The organism is Streptomyces laculatispora (assembly GCF_017353455.1).
In the GTDB taxonomy this organism is placed as follows: domain Bacteria; phylum Actinomycetota; class Actinomycetes; order Streptomycetales; family Streptomycetaceae; genus Streptomyces; species Streptomyces laculatispora.
The window spans coordinates 1-18,445 of record NZ_JAFMPZ010000638.1 but is presented as its reverse complement, the minus strand read 5'-3'; the positions used below and the strand labels follow the sequence as shown (position 1 = coordinate 18,445).

Below are 18,445 nucleotides of genomic sequence, written 5' to 3'. Positions count from 1 at the left end.
GATGGGGCAGGGGGGGCGCGAGACCGCCCCGGGGGCTCCGATCGCCGCAGGTGTCTCGGGCGTCAACGGAGCGACCGCCATTGGCCCCCGTTCGCGATTTTCGGACCGGCGCGAGGCCGATTCCACGCGTCGATAATTCGGGCATCAACGGGCAATACCAGACAAGCGGTTGCGTTGCCTTGCTCACACGCGCTTGTTCACACTCAAGTGTGACAGCAAGCACACTTTCTTGGTAAAGACCTCATCAAATAGTTTGTGATACCGTTCACGAACCCGGTGACAGAGCCGAAGGGCCTGAGTAGCACGGTCCCTTGGCCCCGAGGCATCGACTCGGACCGGGCCTACGCTCGTCCATGACGACACACTGCCGACCCCCCAGCAAGCGGAGCTGCCGCCATGCCGTCCAACGACGTCCGGACTCTCCTCCAGACCGCCGTACCCACCGCTGTCGCCGGCGCTGTTGCCGCCGCGATCAGCGGTGGCGTCGCCGGTGGCAAGGGAGCCCTGGGCGCGGTCATTGCGACGATCGTGGTCATCCTCTTCATGGGTATCGGGCTGGTGGTCCTGCAGCGGACCGCCAAGTCCCTGCCCCATCTGTTCCAGGCGATGGGGCTGATGCTGTACACGGCTCAGCTGCTCCTGTTGGTCATCTTTGTCGCTGTATTCAAGAACACCACGATGTTCAACCCGAAGGCCTTCGCGATCACCCTGGTCGTGACGACACTCGTGTGGATCGGCGCACAGGCGCGTGCGTACATGAAGGCCAAGATCCTTTACGTCGAGCCCGAGTCGAAGTCCGACAAGGGTGAGAAGCCCAAGAACACTGGTTCCAGGTCGTGAAGGGTAGGGGCGGGATAAGGGCGAGTTCAGGACCCTGCTATCGTCCGGTTCCAACTGCGGCACCGCGGGCGCGGGCATGTGAGCTGACGCCTGCTCGATCGCGAGGCTCAATGCCTGACTGCCGCTCACACATCCGAAACACCAGTCCAGTGCCGAACCGCGGCTGCGCGCCGCGCCGACACAACGAGGTTGCCGTACCTATGCGCCACGCTGAAGGAGCCCGCGGTGAGTGCTGACCCGACACAGGTGCTCGCCTTCGAGACCGATTGCCACATCTTCTCCGGTTGTGGTTTCCCGGCACCCGGCCTGCACTCGTTCCTGTTCGAACCCCTCTGGGGCGACGCGGACAGCAACCTGTACTTCAACAAGCCGATGCTGCTGGCCCTGCTCGGCTCGATCGTCATCGTCGGCTTCTTCTGGGCGGCTTTCCGCAAGCCGAAGATCGTCCCGGGCAAGCTGCAGATGGTTGCCGAGACGGGATACGACTTCATCCGCCGCGGCATCGTGTACGAGACGATCGGCAAGCGTGAGGGCGAGAAGTACGTCCCGCTCGTCGTCTCGCTGTTCTTCTTCGTCTGGATGATGAACCTCTGGTCGATCATTCCGGTCGCCCAGTTCCCGGTCACGTCGATCATCGCGTACCCCGCGGTGCTTGCGGCGATCGTGTACATCGTCTGGGTCAGCCTGACGTTCAAGCGCCATGGCTTCGTCGGGGCGTTCAAGAACTTCACGGGCTTCGACAAGTCGCTGGGCTCGGTGGCGTATCTCGCCGCTTTCATCGAGTTGTTCTCGAACCTGCTGGTGCGGCCGTTCACTCACGCGGTCCGACTGTTCGCGAACATGTTCGCCGGGCACACGCTGCTGCTGCTGTTCACGCTCGCCAGCTGGTACCTGCTGAACGGAATCGGCTTCGCCTACGCAGGCGTCTCGTTCGTGATGACGATCGTGATGACCGCCTTCGAGCTCTTCGTGCAGGCACTTCAGGCGTACGTCTTCGTGCTGCTGACCTGCACCTACATCCAGGGCGCGCTCGCAGAGAACCACTGAGTCCCGCCCGAACAATTCGCAGTCGTCCGGTGGCCAACCCCCACCGGTTCTTGAAAGAGAAGGAAGAACTGGCATGTCCCAGACCCTTGCCGCTGTCACCGGCGACCTGAAGGCTCTCGGCTCCATCGGTTACGGCCTCGCGGCCATCGGCCCGGGCGTCGGCGTCGGCATCATCTTCGGTAACGGCACCCAGGCACTCGCCCGTCAGCCTGAGGCGGCCGGCCTCATCCGCGCCAACCAGATCCTCGGCTTCGCCTTCTGTGAGGCGCTCGCCCTCATCGGTCTGGTCATGCCGTTCGTCTACGGCTCCTGATCCACGGATCACAGACCAGCCCACTAGACGAAAGGCAATGACGTGAGCCAGTTGCTTACGATCGCGGCTGAGACGGAAAACCCGCTCATCCCGCCGATCCCTGAGCTCGTCATCGGCCTCATCGCTTTCCTCATCGTCTTCGGCTTCCTCGCCAAGAAGCTCCTCCCGAACATCAACAAGGTTCTGGAAGAGCGTCGCGAGGCCATCGAAGGCGGTATCGAAAAGGCCGATGCGGCCCAGACCGAGGCCCAGAGCGTTCTTGAGCAGTACAAGGCTCAGCTCGCCGAGGCCCGCCACGAAGCCGCTCGTATGCGCCAGGAGGCGCAGGAGCAGGGCGCCGTGATCCTGCAGGAGATGCGGGCGGAAGGCCAGCGGCAGCGCGAGGAGATCGTCGCTGCGGGCCACGCCCAGATCGAGGCCGACCGCAAGGCCGCGGCGTCCGCGCTGCGTCAGGACGTGGGCAAGCTCGCCACCGACCTGGCCGGCAAGCTCGTCGGCGAGTCCCTTGAGGACCACGCCCGGCAGAGTGGCACCGTCGACCGCTTCCTCGACGAGCTCGAGGCGAAGGCCGAGGCCGTCCGATGAACGGCGCGAGCCGCGAGGCACTGGCCGCCGCACGCGAGCGTCTCGACGCACTGACCGACAGCACGTCGGTCGACGCGTCGAAGCTCGCCGAGGACCTGGCCGGCGTCACGGCGCTGCTGCACCGCGAGGTGTCGCTGCGCCGGGTCCTGACCGACCCGGCTCAGCCCGGCGAGGCCAGGGCCGAGCTGGCCGGACGTCTGCTGCGTGGCCAGGTGGGCGGCGAAGCCGTCGATCTGGTCTCCGGCATGGTCCGCTCGCGCTGGTCGCAGTCGCGTGACCTGGTCGACTCGGTCGAGGAACTGGCGAACACCGCGGACCTCACCGCCGCCCAGCGCAACGGAGACCTCGACGACGTCGAGGACGAGATGTTCCGGTTCGGCCGGATCGTCGCCTCGGACCCGGAGCTGCGCGCCGCGCTCACCAGCCGGACCGCGACCCCCGCCGCCAAGAGCGAGCTGCTGCGCAGCCTGCTCGGCGGGAAGGCGCGGCCCACCACCGAGCGCGTCATCGTGCGGCTTGTCACCCAGCCCCGGGGACGTAGCCTGGAAGAGGGACTCGACTCCCTCTCCAAGCTCGCCGCGGAGCGCCGTGACCGCATGGTCGCGATCGTCACCTCGGCAGTGCCGCTGAGCGATCGGCAGAAGCAGCGCCTCGGCGCCGCCCTGGCGAAGATCTACGGCCGCCAGATGCACCTGAATCTCGACGTGGACCCCGAGGTCCTCGGCGGAGTCACGGTGCGGGTCGGTGACGAGGTCGTCAACGGCACCATCGCGGAGCGTCTCGACGAGGCGACCCGACGGATGGCCGGCTGACCCAGCCCGGCGCAGTAACAGAGACAGAGCAAGACCAGCGGCCCGGTTGGGCCGTGCAGAAATTGCAGAAGATTCCTGGGGGTCGGCCCCCAGACCCCCTTAAGAAACTTCGGGCCCAACAAGGAGAGCAGGGAACCCAGATGGCGGAGCTCACGATCCGGCCGGAGGAGATCCGGGATGCGCTGGAGAACTTTGTCCAGTCGTACAAGCCGGACGCGGCCTCGCGCGAGGAGGTCGGTACGGTCAGCGTTGCCGGCGACGGCATCGCGAAGGTGGAGGGCCTGCCCTCCGCCATGGCGAACGAGCTGCTGAAGTTCGAGGACGGCACCCTCGGTCTCGCCCTCAACCTCGAGGAGCGCGAGATCGGTGCGATCGTCCTCGGCGAGTTCAGCGGAATCGAGGAGGGCCAGCCGGTGCAGCGCACCGGTGAGGTGCTCTCTGTCGGCGTCGGCGAGGGTTACCTCGGCCGCGTCGTCGACCCGCTCGGCAACCCGATCGACGGTCTCGGCGAGATCGCGACCGACAGCCGGCGCGCCCTCGAGCTGCAGGCCCCTGGCGTCATGGTCCGTAAGTCGGTGCACGAGCCGATGCAGACCGGCTACAAGGCCGTCGACGCCATGGTGCCGATCGGCCGCGGCCAGCGTCAGCTGATCATCGGTGACCGTCAGACGGGTAAGACCGCTCTGGCTGTCGACACGATCATCAACCAGCGCGACAACTGGCGCTCGGGCGACGTGAAGAAGCAGGTGCGCTGCATCTACGTCGCCATCGGTCAGAAGGGCTCCACCATCGCCTCCGTGCGCGGTGCCCTCGAAGAGGCCGGCGCGCTTGAGTACACGACCATCGTCGCCGCCCCGGCGTCCGACCCGGCCGGCTTCAAGTACCTGGCGCCGTACACCGGTTCGGCCATCGGCCAGCACTGGATGTACCAGGGCAAGCACGTCCTGATCATCTTCGATGACCTTTCGAAGCAGGCCGACGCGTACCGCGCCGTATCGCTTCTGCTGCGCCGTCCGCCGGGCCGTGAGGCCTACCCGGGCGACGTCTTCTACCTCCACTCGCGTCTGCTGGAGCGCTGCGCCAAGCTCTCCGACGAGATGGGTGCCGGTTCGATGACCGGCCTCCCGATCGTCGAGACCAAGGCGAACGACGTGTCGGCGTTCATCCCGACCAACGTCATCTCCATCACCGACGGCCAGTGCTTCCTGGAGTCCGACCTGTTCAACGCCGGCCAGCGTCCGGCTCTGAACGTCGGTATCTCGGTCTCGCGAGTCGGTGGCTCCGCCCAGCACAAGGCCATGCGTCAGGTCTCCGGCCGACTCCGCGTGGACCTCGCCCAGTACCGCGAGCTGGAGGCGTTCGCCGCCTTCGGTTCCGACCTGGACGCGGCCTCGAAGGCTTCGCTGGAGCGCGGTAAGCGCATGGTCGAGCTGCTGAAGCAGCCGCAGTACTCCCCGCTCCCGGTCGAGGAGCAGGTCGTCTCGGTCTGGGCCGGCACCACGGGCAAGATGGACGACGTCCCGGTCGAGGACATCCGCCGCTTCGAGAGCGAGCTGCTGGAGTACCTGCGCCGCGAGCGCAAGGACCTCCTGACCAGCATCGCCGAGGGCGCCAAGATGTCCGACGACACGCTGCAGTCGGTAGCCGACGCGGTCGCCGCCTTCAAGCAGCAGTTCGAGACCTCGGACGGCAAGCTTCTGGGCGAGGGCTGATCGATGGGCGCTCAGCTTCGCGTTTACAAGCGCCGCATCCGCTCCGTCACCGCCACGAAGAAGATCACCAAGGCGATGGAGATGATCGCCGCCTCGCGCATCGTCAAGGCGCAGCGCAAGGTGGCGGCCTCGATGCCGTATGCCACCGAGCTGAACCGTGCTGTCACCGCGGTGGCGACCGGTTCCACCACCAAGCACCCGCTGACCACCGAGGCCGAGACTCCGGCACGGGCCGCGATCCTGCTCGTCACGAGCGACCGCGGTCTGGCCGGCGGTTACTCCTCCAACGCCATCAAGGCGGCGGAGCAGCTGACCGAGCGGCTGCGCGGTGAGGGCAAGGAGGTCGACACGTATGTGATCGGCCGCAAGGGTGTCGCCTACTACAACTTCCGCGAGCGCAAGGTCGCGGAGTCGTGGACCGGCTTCACCGACAGCCCGACGTACGCGGATGCGAAGCGGGCGGCCGCCCCGATGATCGAGGCGGTCACCAAGGAGACCGCCGAGGGCGGCGTGGACGAGCTGCACATCGTCTTCACCGAGTTCGTCTCGATGATGACGCAGAACCCGGTGGACAACCGGATGCTGCCGCTCAGCCTCGACACCACGAAGGACGAGGACAGCCAGGGAGAGATCCTGCCGCTGTTCGACTTCGAGCCGTCGGCGGAGGACGTCCTGGACGCCCTGCTCCCGCGGTACGTCGAGAGCCGGATCTACAACGCGCTGCTGCAGGCCGCTGCTTCCGAGCACGCTGCCCGCCGCCGCGCGATGAAGTCGGCCACCGACAACGCCGGGGAGCTCGTCAAGAGCCTCTCCCGGCTTGCCAACGCGGCCCGCCAGGCCGAAATCACCCAGGAAATCAGCGAGATCGTCGGTGGTGCCAGTGCGCTGGCCGACGCGACCGCGGGGAGTGACAAGTAATGACGACCACAGTTGAGACGGCCGTTGCCACGGGCCGCGTCGCCCGGGTCATCGGCCCGGTCGTCGACGTGGAGTTCCCCGTCGACGCGATGCCGGAGATCTACAACGCGCTGACCGTCGAGGTGGCCGACCCGGCCGAGGACGGCAAGATCAAGAAGCTGACGCTCGAGGTTGCCCAGCACCTCGGCGACGGTGTGATCCGCGCCATCTCGATGCAGCCCACCGACGGTCTGGTCCGCCAGGCCCCGGTGACCAACACGGGCTCCGGCATCACGGTGCCGGTCGGCGAGATGACCAAGGGCAAGGTGTTCAACACCCTTGGTGAGATCCTGAACAAGCCCGAGGCCGAGGCCGAGGTCACCGAGCGCTGGCCGATCCACCGCAAGGCGCCCGCCTTCGACCAGCTCGAGTCCAAGACCGAGATGTTCGAGACCGGCGTCAAGGTCATCGACCTTCTCACCCCGTACGTCAAGGGTGGAAAGATCGGTCTGTTCGGTGGTGCCGGTGTCGGCAAGACCGTTCTGATCCAGGAAATGATCTACCGCGTGGCCAACAACCACGACGGTGTGTCGGTGTTCGCGGGTGTCGGTGAGCGTACCCGTGAGGGCAACGACCTCATCGAGGAGATGGCCGAGTCCGGCGTCATCGACAAGACGGCGCTTGTCTTCGGTCAGATGGACGAGCCCCCGGGCACCCGTCTGCGGGTCGCGCTTGCCGGTCTGACCATGGCGGAGTACTTCCGCGATGTGATGAAGCAGGACGTGCTCTTCTTCATCGACAACATCTTCCGGTACACCCAGGCCGGCTCCGAGGTGTCCACGCTGCTCGGCCGTATGCCGTCCGCGGTGGGTTACCAGCCGAACCTGGCCGACGAGATGGGTCTCCTCCAGGAGCGCATCACGTCGACCCGTGGTCACTCGATCACCTCGATGCAGGCGATCTACGTCCCCGCGGACGACCTGACCGACCCGGCTCCGGCCACCACCTTCGCCCACCTCGACGCGACGACGGTCCTTTCCCGTCCGATCTCCGAGAAGGGCATCTACCCGGCCGTGGACCCGCTGGACTCCACGTCCCGGATCCTGGACCCGCGTTACATCGCGAAGGACCACTACGACACCGCCATGCGGGTCAAGGGAATCCTTCAGAAGTACAAGGACCTCCAGGACATCATCGCCATTCTCGGAATGGACGAGCTCGGCGAGGAGGACAAGCTCACCGTCTTCCGCGCCCGTCGCATCGAGCGCTTCCTGTCGCAGAACACCCACGTCGCCAAGCAGTTCACCGGCGTGGACGGTTCGGACGTTCCGCTCGACGAGTCGATCGCCGCGTTCAACTCGATCGCCGACGGTGAGTACGACCACTTCCCCGAGCAGGCGTTCTTCATGTGCGGTGGCATCGAGGACCTCAAGGCCAACGCCAAGGAGCTCGGCGTCTCCTGAGCCTCCGGCTCACCGAGGGGGGCGGGTGCGTCCCGTCCCCCTCACCACGCCCCGTAGAATTGACCCAACACCCGGCATGACCGCCGGGTGGTGACCCGAGGAGCCACCCTTGGCTGCTGAGCTGCACGTCGAGCTGGTCGCGGCGGACCGTAGTGTCTGGTCCGGCGAGGCCACCCTGGTCGTCGCGCGCACCACGTCCGGCGACATCGGCGTCATGCCCGGTCACCAGCCGCTTCTGGGTGTGCTGGAATCGGGCCCGGTGACGATCCGTACGAGCGATGGCTCCACTGTCATCGCCGCGGTGCACGGCGGTTTCATCTCGTTCGCCGACGACAAGCTCTCGCTGCTGGCGGAGATTGCCGAGCTGGCGGACGAGATCGATGTCCAGCGCGCCGAGCGTGCGCTGGAACGTGCGAAGTCGGACACGGACGGCGCCGCCGAGCGTCGCGCCGATGTGCGACTGCGCGCGGTGGCGGTGCACTAGCCACCCCGCGACAAGTCTTTACCCTCAGCCGCGGCCCGAGCTGGAGACCTCTCCAGACCGTGTCGCGGCTGAGGCGATGCAGGTGCAGGTGAAGTCCGGGCGGTATCCGTTTACTCGACGACGCGAGGAGGTCGGTGGAGATGTTCCTCGCGCTGTGGGTGAGCGGGCTGGTCGTCGCACTGGTCGCGGTTGGTCTCTTCGTCTTCGGTCTGCGCCGGCGGCTGATTCAGCGCTCCGGCGGGACCTTCGACTGCAGCCTGCGCTGGAATGTGCCGGTGGAGCCCGATCTCTCGGGCAAGGGCTGGGTGTACGGGGTCGCCCGGTACCACGGCGACAAGGTCGACTGGTTCCGGGTCTTCAGCTACTCCCCGCGCCCGCGCCGGGTCCTTGAGCGGTCCTCGATCGAGGTGGTCGCCCGCCGGCTGCCCGAGGGCGAGGAGGAGCTCGCGCTGCTCTCCGACGCCATCGTGCTCGGCTGTCTCCACCGGGAGACCCGCCTGGAGCTGGCGATGAGCGAGGACGCCCTGACCGGATTCCTCGCCTGGCTGGAGGCGGCACCGCCCGGCCAGCGGGTGAACGTGGCCTGAGGCCGGCCACGCGCCACACAGACGAAAACCGGGGAGACAGGGGGCGGACCTGTCTCCCCGGTGCTTTTTCGGGGTTACGCGCAATGCGGTGCGGCGGTGACTACTTGAGGCCGTTGTTCATCGCGCTCACGAGTTCACCGTTGCTGGTGTCCCCGCTGAACTCCCAGAAGAACGCGCCTCCCAGGCCCTGGTTCTTCGCCCAGGCCATCTTGGACGAGATGGTGGCCGGGGTGTCGTAGCTCCACCAGTTGGTGCCGCAGTGCGCGTAGGCGGTGCCGGCGATGGTGCCGGTGGTGGGGCAGCTGTTCTTGAGGACCTTGTAGTCCTCGATGCCCGCCTCGTACGTACCCGGGGCGGCGCCGGTCGCGGTGCCGCCGGGCGCGTCCTGGGTGACGCCGGTCCAGCCGCGGCCGTAGAAGCCGATGCCGAGCAGCAGCTTCGAGGCGGGGACGCCCTGGGCCTTCAGCTTGGCGATGGCCTCGGAGGAGCTGAAGCCGGCCTTCGGGATGCCGGTGTACGGGGTGAGCGGGGAGTGCGGAGCCGTCGGGCCCTTCGCGTCCCAGGCGCCGAAGAAGTCGTACGTCATCACGTTGTACCAGTTCAGCGACTGCGCGGCGCCCGCGTAGTCGGCGGCGTCGATCTTGCCGCCCTCGGAGCCGTCGGCCGTGATGGCCGCGGTCACCAGGTTGTTGCTGCCGAACTTGGTGCGCAGCGCGGACGTGATGGACTTCAGCGCGGCCGGGCCGCTGGTGTCACAGGTCAGGCCGCAGGCGTTGGGGTACTCCCAGTCGATGTCGATGCCGTCGAAGACATCGGCCCAGCGGGGGTCCTCCACCAGCTTGTAGCAGGAGTCGGCGAACGCGGCCGGGTTCTGCGCCGCCTGGCCGAAGCCGCCGGACCAGGTCCACCCGCCGAACGACCAGAGGACCTTGATGTGCGGGTACTTCGCCTTGAGCTTGCGCAGCTGGTTGAAGCTGCCGCGCAGGGGCTGGTCCCAGGTGTCGGCGACGCCGTCCACGGACTTGTCGGCGGTGTACGCCATGTCGTAGTCGGCGTAGGAGTCACCGATGGTGCACTTGCCGCCCTGGACGTTGCCGAAGGCGTAGTTGATGTGCGTGATCTTCGCGGCCGAGCCGGAGGTGTCCATGTTCTTCACGTGGTAGTTCCGGCCGTAGACGCCCCAGTCGGTGAAGTAGCCGAGGTTCACCTTGCCGCCGGTGCCCGGACCGGGGTCGGTGCCCCCGCCGCCGGTGGTGTGCACCTTGACGGCGCCGCTGGCCGGACCGGTCTGGTCGGCGGTGTCGCGGGCCTGCACGGTGTAGGAGTAGTCCGTGCCGGCGGTGAGGCCGGTGTTGGTGTACGTGGTGCCGGTGACCGTGGCGACGACCGCGCCGTCCCGCAGGACGTCGTAGTTCTTGATGCCGTGGTCGTCGGTGGCCGCGCTCCAGCTCAGCTTCGCCGAGGTGTCGGTGATGGAGCTCGCGGTGGGGGTGCCGGGCGCGGAGGGGGCGTTGTCACCGGGGACGCTGCCGCCGTCGCAGGAGGCGCCGTTCAGCTTGCAGCCGGTGGCGGCACCGGAGCCGGAGCCGGTGCCGTTGAAGCCGAAGGAGACGCTGGCGCCCGGTGCGACCGAGCCGTTCCAGCTGAGGTTCTTGGCGGTCCAGTGATTCCCGGAACTGGTGACGGTGGCGTCCCAGGCGGAACCGACGCCGGTGCCGGAGGGGAAGTCCCACTCGATGGTCCAGGAGCTGAGGGCGGTGGTGCCGGTGTTCTTCACCGTCCACTGACCCTCGAACCCGCTGCCCCAGTCGGACTTCTTGAGGTACGTGGCGGTCGCCGAGGTGGCGGCTTGGGCCGGGGAGGCCATGCCGACCATCGCGGCGAGCGGAAGGAGCAGTGCGGTGAGGCCCGCGACGGCTCTGGATCTGGTGGCTTTTCCGGCCCCGAGTCTGAATCGGGTCCGGCGGGGGGTCTCAGTGCTCAACGGTGCTCCTCGGGTGAGGTCCGGACAAACGGGGGTGGTCCGTCGACTGCAAACCCTGCGCCGCCCTGAGCGCGCTTTGTCATGGCGCGCTCACCGCAGTGTGCTCGGTGAGATTAGGAAGGTCTGGACCAATCGTCAAGAGGTCTGGACCAAAGATCGGAGTCGGGTGCGACTAAACCTCAGATGCCCAACTCCTGGGCCAGCACCGCCGCCTGGACCCGGCTGCGGAGCTCCAGCTTTCCCAGCAGCCTGCTGACGTGCGTCTTCACCGTCGCCTCCGCCATGGAGAGGCGCACCGCGACCTCGGCGTTCGACAGGCCTTCGCCGAGGCAGCCGAGCACTTCGCGCTCGCGCCGGGTGAGGGAGTCCAGCACCGCCAGGTCCGGAGCCTGTGGCGGTGGCGCGGTGGTGGTACCGGCGAACTCCGCGATCAGCCGGCGCGTCACCGCCGGGGCGATCAGGCCCTCGCCGCGCGCCACCGTGCGTACCGCTTCGAGCAGGCCGTGCGCCTCGGTGTCCTTCAGCAGAAAGCCCGACGCCCCGGCCCGCAGCGCGCCGAAGACGTACTCGTCCAGATCGAAGGTCGTCAGCACCAGCACATCCGCCAGCCGCTCCGCGACCACCTGCTTCGTCGCCGACACCCCGTCCAGCCTGGGCATCTGGATGTCCATCAGCACCAGATCGGGGCGCAGTTCACGGGCCAGCCGCACCGCCGCCTCCCCGTCACCGGCCTCCCCGACGACCTCGATGTCCGGTGCGCTGCCCAGGATGAGCACCAGCCCCGCACGCACCGCCGACTGGTCCTCGGCCACCAGAACCCGGATGGTCATGCCCGCACGCTCCCTTCCCCGACGGGCAGTTCAGCCCGTACACACCAGATCCTCGTCCCGCTCCCGGTGGACACCGGCCCCGCCTCGATCTCCCCGCCGAGCAGCGCCACCCGCTCCTGCATCCCGACCAGTCCGGCCCCCGAACCGGGCGCGCGCGGCCCCGGCCGGTCCCCGAGGACGCTGGTGACCTCCACCGTCAGCCGCTGCCCCGCCTGCCCCAGCCGGACCGTGACCGGGCCGCGCCCGGCATGTTTGAGCGCGTTCGTGAGGGACTCCTGGACGATCCGGTACGCGGCCAGCTCGACCGGCGCCGGCAGTGGGCCCGTCTCGGTGCGGGAGTCCTCCAGCACGCACGTCAGCCCGCTGGACGCGGCGTTCGTACGGTGCTGCTCGACCAGGGCGTCCAGCGAGCCGAGCGTCGGCGAGATACTGGGCTCAGGATCGGCCCCGCCGGTGCGCAGCAGCCCGATCAGACGGCGCATTTCGGCCAGACCGGCGACGCTGTTCTCCCGGATGACCCCCAGGGCGTTCCGGGACGTCCCCGGGTCGTCGATGGAGAGCGCGGCTGTGGAGTGGATGGCGATCGCGGAGAGGTGGTTGGCGACCATGTCGTGCAGCTCGCGCGCCATCCGGGCCCGTTCGGCGGTCACCGCCTGCGCCCGGTCCATCTCGGCCAGCAGAGCCGTCTGATCGGCGCGCAGCCGCTCGGTCTCGGCGGCATCGCGGTGGTTGCGCACACTGACCCCGGTGAGGGCGGGCACGAACGAGACCAGCCCGGTGACGATGCCGATGAGCAGCGCCTCGGCACTGCGGAACCAGGCCAGGAAGCCGATCGTGACCGTGACCGTGATCAGGAAGGTGGTCACCGGAATCCGCCGGGCGGCCGCCGGGGTGCCGTAGAGCACGGCCGCGTACATGACGTCGGTGTACAGCAGCACGGTCGCCAGGTTCCCGGCCGTGAACTGGTCCATGATCAGCGCGAGGGTGCCGATGACCAGGGCGGTCTGCGGCGCGCTCCTGCGCAGCAGCGCCAGCGCCGACATCACGGTGAGCGCGACCAGTTCGATCCCGGGGGCGTCGAGGGGCCGGCCGGTCTGCATGTGCAGGCCGAGCAGCCACAGCAGCACTCCGCCGAGCAGACCGCTGAGCGCGATGAGGACGTCGTCGCGGTGGGGGCGGGGAGGGGAGAGCACCCTCCCATCCAACACGGCGGACCGTCCCGGGACGTCCGTACGGGGAGTGAGGCGCGACTACATCGAAGGATGCAGTGGCGGTTCGTCACTCCGGGCGACGATCGGGCGCGCCGCGGCGGAGACGCTGGAGGGGAGCGAAGGGAGACAGGACCGTGATCGTCACGCTGATCGTTCTCTGCGAGATCGCCTTCTGGGTGCTGCTGGCCGGGGGACTCGCGCTGCGGTACGTGGCGAGGAAGCCGCGGCTCGGTGGCGCGGTGCTGCTGTGCGAGCCGCTGCTGGAGGTGATCCTGCTGGTGGTGACGGCCGTCGACCTGAAGAACGGTGCCGCTCCGGACTGGAAGCACGGCCTCGCCGCGGTGTACATCGGCTTCACGGTCGGCCTCGGGCACTCCACGATCCGGTGGGTCGACGCCTGGGTCGCCCACCGCTTCGCGGGGGGCCCGCCACCGGTGAAGCCGCCGAAGTACGGGATGGCGCGGGCGGTGCACGAGTGGCGGGTGGCCGGGCGGTGGGCGCTGGCCGCGGTGACGGCGCTGGCGCTGCTCCAGGGGGCGGTCTGGTACGTGGGGGGCGACGGGGACGTGGCGTCGCTGCGGTCCTGGCAGCAGACGATGCTGTTCGTGATCGGGATCAACCTGGTGATCGCGGCGAGCTACACGGTGTTCCCGAAGCGGGGCCCCCGGCGGGAGACGAAGCGGGTGCCGGGCCCGCCCGGCTGACGCGTCGTCCTCGATCGCCGGACGGGCTGAACCCGGGGTTCCGGCGATCGAGGACGCCGGTCACCGTTCGCCGCCCGGCACCCACAGGACGTCGCCGACCTCCTTGTTCGCCACCCGGGCGAGGATGAACAGCAGGTCGGAGAGCCGGTTGAGATAGGTCGCCGTCAGCGGGTTCATCACCTCGCCGTGCACCTCGAACGCCGCCCAGGTGGACCGCTCCGCGCGCCGCACCACCGTGCAGGCCTGGTGCAGCAGCGCCGCGCCCGGGGTGCCGCCGGGCAGGATGAAGCTGCGGAGCTTCTCCACCTGCTCCAGGTAGTGGTCGCAGTCCGCCTCCAGCTTGTCGACGTAGAACTGCTCGACCCGCAGCGGCGGGTACTTCGGTTCCTCGACGACCGGAGTCGACAGGTCCGCGCCCACGTCGAACAGGTCGTTCTGTACGCGGACGAGCACCTTCACGACATCGTCGGTCAGCTGCCCGAGCGCGATCGCCGTGCCGATGACCGCGTTGGCCTCGTTGGTGTCGGCGTAGGCGGAGATCCGCAGATCGGTCTTGGCGGTCCGGCTCATGTCGCCGAGGGCGGTGGTGCCCTGGTCGCCGGTACGGGTGTAGATACGTGTCAGATTGACCATGGCGTCAGCGTAGTGAGGCCCCGGCCCTCCGGAAGACGCGTGTGCCCACTGTCACGGCGAGCGTCGCGAATCCGAGGGCGACCAGCACGCCGCAGAGCATGTGCGTGGTGGCGTACGAGCCGATGTACGCGTCCCGTACCGCGTCCACGAGGTAGCGCAGCGGCGTGAGGCGGGAGAGCACGTCCAGCCACTTCGGGCCCAGGGTCATCGGCAGCATCAGACCGGAGAGCAGCATGGCCGGCATGGTGAGCGAGTTGATCACCGGCCCGAACTCCTGCGGTGTGCTGACCTTCATCGCCAGGGCGTACGAGAGCGAGGCCAGCGAGACCGTCAGCAGGCCGACGAACGCGAAGCCGATCAGGACTCCGGGGAGCGGCGCGCGCAAGCCCATGACCAGGGCGGCCGAGACCAGCAGCACCGCCTGGAACATGAACAGCAGCGTGTCCCGCAGCACCCGTCCCAGCAGCAGCGCCAGCCGGCTGACCGGGGTCACCCGCATCCGCTCCACCACGCCGGTCGACTTGTCGATGATGAGGGCGAACCCGCTGAACGAGGCGCCGAACAGGCCGAGCTGGAGCAGCAGGCCGGGTACCAGGATCTGCCAGGAGTCACCGGACCGGCCGAGCGGCAGTCCGGTGAGCAGCGGACCGAAGAAGAGCAGGTACAGCAGGGGCATGAGGATGCCGAAGAGGATCTGGAACTTCGAGCGCAGGGTCTGCCGGGCGTACCGCCCGAAGACGAGCGCGGTGTCATGGAGAAGCATCGGGTCCGATTCCTAGACGGCGACGGGAGCGGCATCGGCGGCGGCGGGGGCGCGGCCGGTGATCGCGAGGAAGGCCTCCTGGAGCGAGGCGGCGGGGGAGCCCGCGTACCGGGTCTTCAGGGCGGCCGGGGTGCCCTCCGCCACCACCAGGCCGCCGTCGACCACGACCAGCCGGTCCGCGAGCGCGTCCGCCTCGTCGAGGTAGTGCGTGGTGAGCACGACGGTCGTGCCGGATTCGTCACGCAGCCGCCGCACCAGGTCCCACAGGTCGGCGCGGCTGCCCGGGTCGAGACCGGTGGTCGGCTCGTCGAGGAAGAGCAGCGGCGGGCGGTGGGTGAGTCCCATGGCGATGTCGAGCCGTCGTCGCTGGCCCCCCGAGAGCGAGGCGGTCTTCCGGTCGAGCAGGTCCGACAGGCCCAGGTCCCCGGCCAGCTCTCCGGTGCGGGCGACGGCCTCGGCCTTGCCGAGCCGGTACATCCGGCCCTGGGTGACCAGCTCCTCCCGCACGGTGATGTGCGGGTCCACCCCGCCGGACTGGGCGACGTACCCGCAGTTCTCCCGTACGCCCGCCGGGTCGGCGATCAGGTCGTGGCCGGCGACGGTGGCGGCGCCGCCGGTGGGGGCGAGCAGCGTGGTGAGCATCCGCAGCGTGGTGGTCTTGCCCGCTCCGTTGGGCCCGAGCAGTCCGACGATCTCGCCGGCCGCGACCGTCAGATCGACGGAGCGTACGGCCTCCACCGGGCCGGCCTTGGCGTCGAAGGTCCGGGCGAGCCCGGCCGTGCTGATGATTGGCATAGTGACCACAAAAACAGAGTCAGTGAAAAATTGCAATGACACCAAAAATTCATGGACTCCAGGGGGCTCTAGGGTGGGGTCATGGCTGAGGGACTCAGGGAGCGCAAGAAGCGCCAGACCAGGCAGCACCTCTCGGACGTGGCCACCGGGCTCTTCCTGGAGCGGGGCTTCGACGCGGTCACGATCGCGGAGGTCGCCCGCGCCGCCGACGTCTCGGTGAACACGGTCTACAACTACTTCCCGACCAAGGAGGACCTCTTCCTGGACCGCAGTCGCGGCATCGTCGACCGCCTCTCGCGGTACGTCCGGGGCCGGGACAAGGGGGAGTCCGCCGCCGACGCCGTCCTGCGTGAACTGCGCATCCAGGTGGAGGGCGTGTCGCCCGCCGTCGGCCTGATGGAGGGGTACGAGCGCTTCATGCGGGTCATCGAGGGCGCCGACGGCCTCAAGGCCCGCCTCTGGCACGTGCAGCAGGAGGCCCTCCAGCATCTGGAGGCGACGCTCCTGGAGGAGTCCGGCGCGGAGCCCGGGGACTCGGCCCCGGTCCTGGTGGCCGGTCAGCTCTCCTGGGTGCACGGCACGCTCATGGGGTACATCGGACGCGAGATGGTCGCGGGCCGCAGGGCCACCGAGGTGTCCCGGGACGCCCTCGTCCTGCTCGACGACATCGAGGACCTGCTGGGCGAAAAGGTGCTCAACTACGCCCGGCGCGCCGCCGAATGACGCATCCCGGTGTGATGTCCGTCATTTGAGACGTGACGCGCATCTCTTCGCAGCCCCAGCGCCCCTCACGGGTACTAACCTCCGCCGGAGAGCATGGACGAGAACCGTATGGAAAGCAGGGGTGCCAACGTGGCCAGGAAGCTCGCCGTCATCGGAGCCGGACTCATGGGGTCCGGCATCGCGCAGGTCTCCGCCCAGGCGGGCTGGGACGTGGTGCTGCGTGATGTGACCGACGCGGCCCTGACCCGCGGCCGTGACGGCATCAAGGCCTCCTACGACAGGTTCGTCTCCAAGGGCAAGCTCGCGGCGTCCGACGCCGAGTCCGCGCTCGCCCGCATCACCACGACCACCGATCTCGACGCGGTCGCCGACGCGGATGTCGTCGTCGAGGCGGTCTTCGAGAAGCTGGAGGTGAAGCACGAGATCTTCCGGGCCCTCGACAAGATCGTCCGGGACGACGCCGTGCTCGCCTCCAACACCTCCGCCATCCCGATCACCAAGATCGCGGCCGTGACGGAGCGCCCGGAGCGCGTCGTCGGTGTGCACTTCTTCTCGCCGGTCCCGATGATGCAGCTCTGCGAGCTCGTCCGCGGCTACAAGACGAGCGACGAAACCCTCGCCACCGCGCGGGAGTTCGCCGAGTCGGTCGGTAAGACCTGCATCGTGGTCAACCGGGACGTGGCCGGCTTCGTCACCACCCGGCTGATCTCGGCGCTGGTCGTCGAGGCCGCCAAGCTGTACGAATCCGGCGTCGCCTCGGCCGAGGACATCGATATCGCCTGCAAGCTGGGATTCGGCCACGCCATGGGTCCGCTCGCGACCGCGGACCTGACCGGCGTCGACATCCTGCTGCACGCCACCGGCAACATCTACACCGAGTCCCAGGACGAGAAGTTCGCCGCCCCGGAGCTGATGCGCCGGATGGTCGATGCAGGTGACATCGGCCGCAAGAGCGGGCAGGGCTTTTACACCTACTGATCGTTTTTGGTCCCCGGTTGCCTGATCCGCCGTCACATCAGGCCCGGGGGCCCCGGGGGTCGCCTCCCGGGACCATCGGATCCGCAGCGGATCCACGGCGGGCCCACGTCACTCCACGGAGTGAATTCGGTATCGGTTCGCTTACAGACGGCAACTTCCCTGTCGCTGTCGCAGTCAGTTGGGGCAGAGGCAGTTTCAGACAGACGGACCTTGCTACGGAGCATTCCAGGGGAGCGCATATGCACATCAGGGGCGACCACGCCGAGCTGGTCGTCGGGGGCCGCCTCGACGTCCGAAGCGCGGCGGACGCCCGTACGGCCCTGCACTCGGCCCTCGACGACGGAGTCGGCGATCTGGTGCTGGACCTGACCGAGCTGGATTCATGGGATGCCACCGGACTCGGTGTCATCATGGGCGCGCACAGACGGGCCGGACGGGCCGGCCGGCGGCTGGTGCTCCGCGGTGTGCCGCCGCAGATGCAACGCCTCCTGGTGGCCACCAGACTGCACCGCATCCTGGCCATCGAGGGTGGGATCGCGGCGGAGTCCCTGCCGCGCGTCTGAGGTTCCCGGCGGCGGCGGACGCCCGTCCGTGCCCCGCGGCCGAAGCCGCACAATCCTCACGAGACCGTGATCTGTCGGGCGGCACGGCACCCCGGATGTTCGTAGATACTGTGCGAAGGTTTAGGGTTCGGCCGTCTGCCGATTGACGGACCCACCTGGCTGACACCGGACCGGAAGCGACAGCTGGACGTGCGAGGCCGGGAGGGGCAACCGTGCTCGACGCGTCTTGGGGGCTTTGGCGATGGACCCGACACACCGGGGGCCGGAAGAGTACGGCCACGACAGGAACGGCTCCGCGCAGGACGCCGGCCGACGGCGTCCCTCCCGCGATCCGCTGACTCCTGATTTCGGTCAGCAAACACCGCAACAGGCACGTATCGTCCCGCTCATATCGGGCGACCTCCTGCTCACGGTCAACCCGGTCGACGGCAGCGAGGTCGAACCGTGCCGGCCGGGCGAGCAGCCCGCCGAACCGGTCCGGCGCACCCCCGCGGAGCGCGCCGACCGCGAACGGGCCGCCG

20 protein-coding genes and 1 pseudogene are annotated in these 18,445 nt (G+C 68.4%); 15 read left to right on the top strand and 6 right to left on the bottom strand.

The window, feature by feature from the left end:
* The first annotated feature begins 396 nt into the window (after window positions 1-396).
* The 10 genes from J1C73_RS33245 to J1C73_RS33200 all read left to right on the top strand — a co-directional run bounded on the left by J1C73_RS33245 (window position 397) and on the right by J1C73_RS33200 (window position 8,740).
* Window positions 397-840, top strand: coding sequence for a Cg1360 family ATP-synthase-associated protein (locus J1C73_RS33245; protein ID WP_124285044.1), 444 nt, complete (start codon window positions 397-399; stop codon window positions 838-840).
* 210 nt (window positions 841-1,050) lie between these two features.
* The gene (gene atpB / locus J1C73_RS33240; RefSeq protein ID WP_207319617.1) at window positions 1,051-1,887 is read left to right on the top strand and encodes a F0F1 ATP synthase subunit A; all 837 of its coding nucleotides are present in this window, start codon (window positions 1,051-1,053) and stop codon (window positions 1,885-1,887) included.
* Window positions 1,888-1,960: 73 nt separating this feature from the next.
* Window positions 1,961-2,200 (top strand): ATP synthase subunit C-like protein, encoded by a 240-nt coding sequence (locus J1C73_RS33235; RefSeq protein ID WP_005311859.1) that lies wholly within the window; start codon window positions 1,961-1,963, stop codon window positions 2,198-2,200.
* A 42-nt stretch (window positions 2,201-2,242) separates the two neighbouring features.
* A complete protein-coding gene (locus J1C73_RS33230; RefSeq protein ID WP_123461675.1) occupies window positions 2,243-2,785 on the top strand; it encodes a F0F1 ATP synthase subunit B in 543 nt (180 codons plus the stop codon).
* On the top strand, window positions 2,782-3,597 hold the full coding sequence (locus J1C73_RS33225) for a F0F1 ATP synthase subunit delta (RefSeq protein WP_207319616.1): 816 nt from the start codon (window positions 2,782-2,784) through the stop codon (window positions 3,595-3,597). The genes J1C73_RS33230 and J1C73_RS33225 overlap by 4 nt, the downstream gene beginning before the upstream one ends.
* A 140-nt stretch (window positions 3,598-3,737) precedes the next feature.
* A complete protein-coding gene (atpA, locus tag J1C73_RS33220; protein ID WP_123461677.1) occupies window positions 3,738-5,309 on the top strand; it encodes a F0F1 ATP synthase subunit alpha in 1,572 nt (523 codons plus the stop codon).
* A gap of 3 nt (window positions 5,310-5,312) precedes the next feature.
* On the top strand, window positions 5,313-6,227 hold the full coding sequence (locus J1C73_RS33215) for a F0F1 ATP synthase subunit gamma (protein ID WP_207319615.1): 915 nt from the start codon (window positions 5,313-5,315) through the stop codon (window positions 6,225-6,227).
* Entirely contained in the window at window positions 6,227-7,669 is a 1,443-nt protein-coding gene (atpD, locus tag J1C73_RS33210) for a F0F1 ATP synthase subunit beta (protein ID WP_207319614.1), read from the top strand. The genes J1C73_RS33215 and atpD overlap by 1 nt, the downstream gene beginning before the upstream one ends.
* Before the next feature lie 109 nt (window positions 7,670-7,778).
* Window positions 7,779-8,153 (top strand): F0F1 ATP synthase subunit epsilon, encoded by a 375-nt coding sequence (locus J1C73_RS33205; RefSeq protein ID WP_123461680.1) that lies wholly within the window; start codon window positions 7,779-7,781, stop codon window positions 8,151-8,153.
* A gap of 140 nt (window positions 8,154-8,293) precedes the next feature.
* Window positions 8,294-8,740: a DUF2550 domain-containing protein gene (locus tag J1C73_RS33200; RefSeq protein WP_123461681.1), complete on the top strand. Its 447-nt coding sequence runs from the start codon at window positions 8,294-8,296 to the stop codon at window positions 8,738-8,740.
* A 100-nt stretch (window positions 8,741-8,840) separates the two neighbouring features.
* Here the strand turns inward: J1C73_RS33200 and J1C73_RS33195 are convergent, their stop codons facing one another.
* The 3 genes from J1C73_RS33195 to J1C73_RS33185 form a co-directional block, all read right to left on the bottom strand.
* On the bottom strand, window positions 8,841-10,724 hold the full coding sequence (locus J1C73_RS33195) for a glycoside hydrolase family 18 chitinase (protein ID WP_207319613.1): 1,884 nt from the start codon (window positions 10,722-10,724) through the stop codon (window positions 8,841-8,843).
* A 179-nt stretch (window positions 10,725-10,903) separates the two neighbouring features.
* On the bottom strand, window positions 10,904-11,554 hold the full coding sequence (locus J1C73_RS33190) for a response regulator (protein ID WP_207319612.1): 651 nt from the start codon (window positions 11,552-11,554) through the stop codon (window positions 10,904-10,906).
* Window positions 11,551-12,747, bottom strand: coding sequence for a sensor histidine kinase (locus J1C73_RS33185; protein ID WP_207319611.1), 1,197 nt, complete (start codon window positions 12,745-12,747; stop codon window positions 11,551-11,553). The genes J1C73_RS33190 and J1C73_RS33185 overlap by 4 nt, the downstream gene beginning before the upstream one ends.
* Before the next feature lie 152 nt (window positions 12,748-12,899).
* Between J1C73_RS33185 and J1C73_RS33180 the strand changes: the two genes are divergently transcribed.
* Entirely contained in the window at window positions 12,900-13,469 is a 570-nt protein-coding gene (locus tag J1C73_RS33180; protein WP_207319610.1) for a hypothetical protein, read from the top strand.
* A 60-nt stretch (window positions 13,470-13,529) separates the two neighbouring features.
* On the opposite strand, the gene J1C73_RS33175 is transcribed toward J1C73_RS33180, so the two are convergent.
* From J1C73_RS33175 to J1C73_RS33165, 3 genes are read right to left on the bottom strand one after another with little or no spacing between them, the layout of a single operon-like run.
* Window positions 13,530-14,102: a cob(I)yrinic acid a,c-diamide adenosyltransferase gene (locus J1C73_RS33175; RefSeq protein ID WP_207319609.1), complete on the bottom strand. Its 573-nt coding sequence runs from the start codon at window positions 14,100-14,102 to the stop codon at window positions 13,530-13,532.
* A gap of 4 nt (window positions 14,103-14,106) precedes the next feature.
* Window positions 14,107-14,865, bottom strand: coding sequence for an ABC transporter permease (locus J1C73_RS33170; protein ID WP_207319608.1), 759 nt, complete (start codon window positions 14,863-14,865; stop codon window positions 14,107-14,109).
* Between the two features lie 12 nt (window positions 14,866-14,877).
* Complete coding sequence (locus tag J1C73_RS33165) at window positions 14,878-15,660, bottom strand: ABC transporter ATP-binding protein (protein WP_207319607.1); 783 nt, start codon at window positions 15,658-15,660, stop codon at window positions 14,878-14,880.
* An 81-nt stretch (window positions 15,661-15,741) separates the two neighbouring features.
* On the opposite strand from J1C73_RS33165, the gene J1C73_RS33160 reads away from it, so the two are divergent.
* The 4 genes and pseudogenes from J1C73_RS33160 to J1C73_RS33145 all read left to right on the top strand — a co-directional run.
* The gene (locus J1C73_RS33160) at window positions 15,742-16,383 is read left to right on the top strand and encodes a TetR/AcrR family transcriptional regulator (RefSeq protein ID WP_207319606.1); all 642 of its coding nucleotides are present in this window, start codon (window positions 15,742-15,744) and stop codon (window positions 16,381-16,383) included.
* Between the two features lie 129 nt (window positions 16,384-16,512).
* Complete coding sequence (locus tag J1C73_RS33155; RefSeq protein ID WP_123462489.1) at window positions 16,513-17,361, top strand: 3-hydroxyacyl-CoA dehydrogenase family protein; 849 nt, start codon at window positions 16,513-16,515, stop codon at window positions 17,359-17,361.
* Window positions 17,362-17,600: 239 nt separating this feature from the next.
* The gene (locus J1C73_RS33150; RefSeq protein WP_123461690.1) at window positions 17,601-17,924 is read left to right on the top strand and encodes an STAS domain-containing protein; all 324 of its coding nucleotides are present in this window, start codon (window positions 17,601-17,603) and stop codon (window positions 17,922-17,924) included.
* A 241-nt stretch (window positions 17,925-18,165) separates the two neighbouring features.
* Window positions 18,166-18,445: pseudogene (locus J1C73_RS33145) on the top strand (ATP-binding protein); the annotation flags it as partial.

Bases quoted from the DNA above. Each gene is read 5' to 3' on its own strand.
- J1C73_RS33235 (WP_005311859.1), top strand. From the start codon at position 1,961: ATGTCCCAGACCCTTGCCGCTGTCACCGGCGACCTGAAGGCTCTCGGC.
- J1C73_RS33160 (WP_207319606.1), top strand. From the start codon at position 15,742: ATGGCTGAGGGACTCAGGGAGCGCAAGAAGCGCCAGACCAGGCAGCAC.
- J1C73_RS33165 (WP_207319607.1), bottom strand. From the start codon at position 15,660: ATGCCAATCATCAGCACGGCCGGGCTCGCCCGGACCTTCGACGCCAAG.
- atpA (WP_123461677.1), top strand. From the start codon at position 3,738: ATGGCGGAGCTCACGATCCGGCCGGAGGAGATCCGGGATGCGCTGGAG.
- J1C73_RS33150 (WP_123461690.1), top strand. From the start codon at position 17,601: ATGCACATCAGGGGCGACCACGCCGAGCTGGTCGTCGGGGGCCGCCTC.
- J1C73_RS33215 (WP_207319615.1), top strand. From the start codon at position 5,313: ATGGGCGCTCAGCTTCGCGTTTACAAGCGCCGCATCCGCTCCGTCACC.
- J1C73_RS33245 (WP_124285044.1), top strand. From the start codon at position 397: ATGCCGTCCAACGACGTCCGGACTCTCCTCCAGACCGCCGTACCCACC.
- atpD (WP_207319614.1), top strand. From the start codon at position 6,227: ATGACGACCACAGTTGAGACGGCCGTTGCCACGGGCCGCGTCGCCCGG.
- J1C73_RS33170 (WP_207319608.1), bottom strand. From the start codon at position 14,865: ATGCTTCTCCATGACACCGCGCTCGTCTTCGGGCGGTACGCCCGGCAG.
- J1C73_RS33175 (WP_207319609.1), bottom strand. From the start codon at position 14,102: ATGGTCAATCTGACACGTATCTACACCCGTACCGGCGACCAGGGCACC.
- J1C73_RS33200 (WP_123461681.1), top strand. From the start codon at position 8,294: ATGTTCCTCGCGCTGTGGGTGAGCGGGCTGGTCGTCGCACTGGTCGCG.
- J1C73_RS33190 (WP_207319612.1), bottom strand. From the start codon at position 11,554: ATGACCATCCGGGTTCTGGTGGCCGAGGACCAGTCGGCGGTGCGTGCG.
- J1C73_RS33225 (WP_207319616.1), top strand. From the start codon at position 2,782: ATGAACGGCGCGAGCCGCGAGGCACTGGCCGCCGCACGCGAGCGTCTC.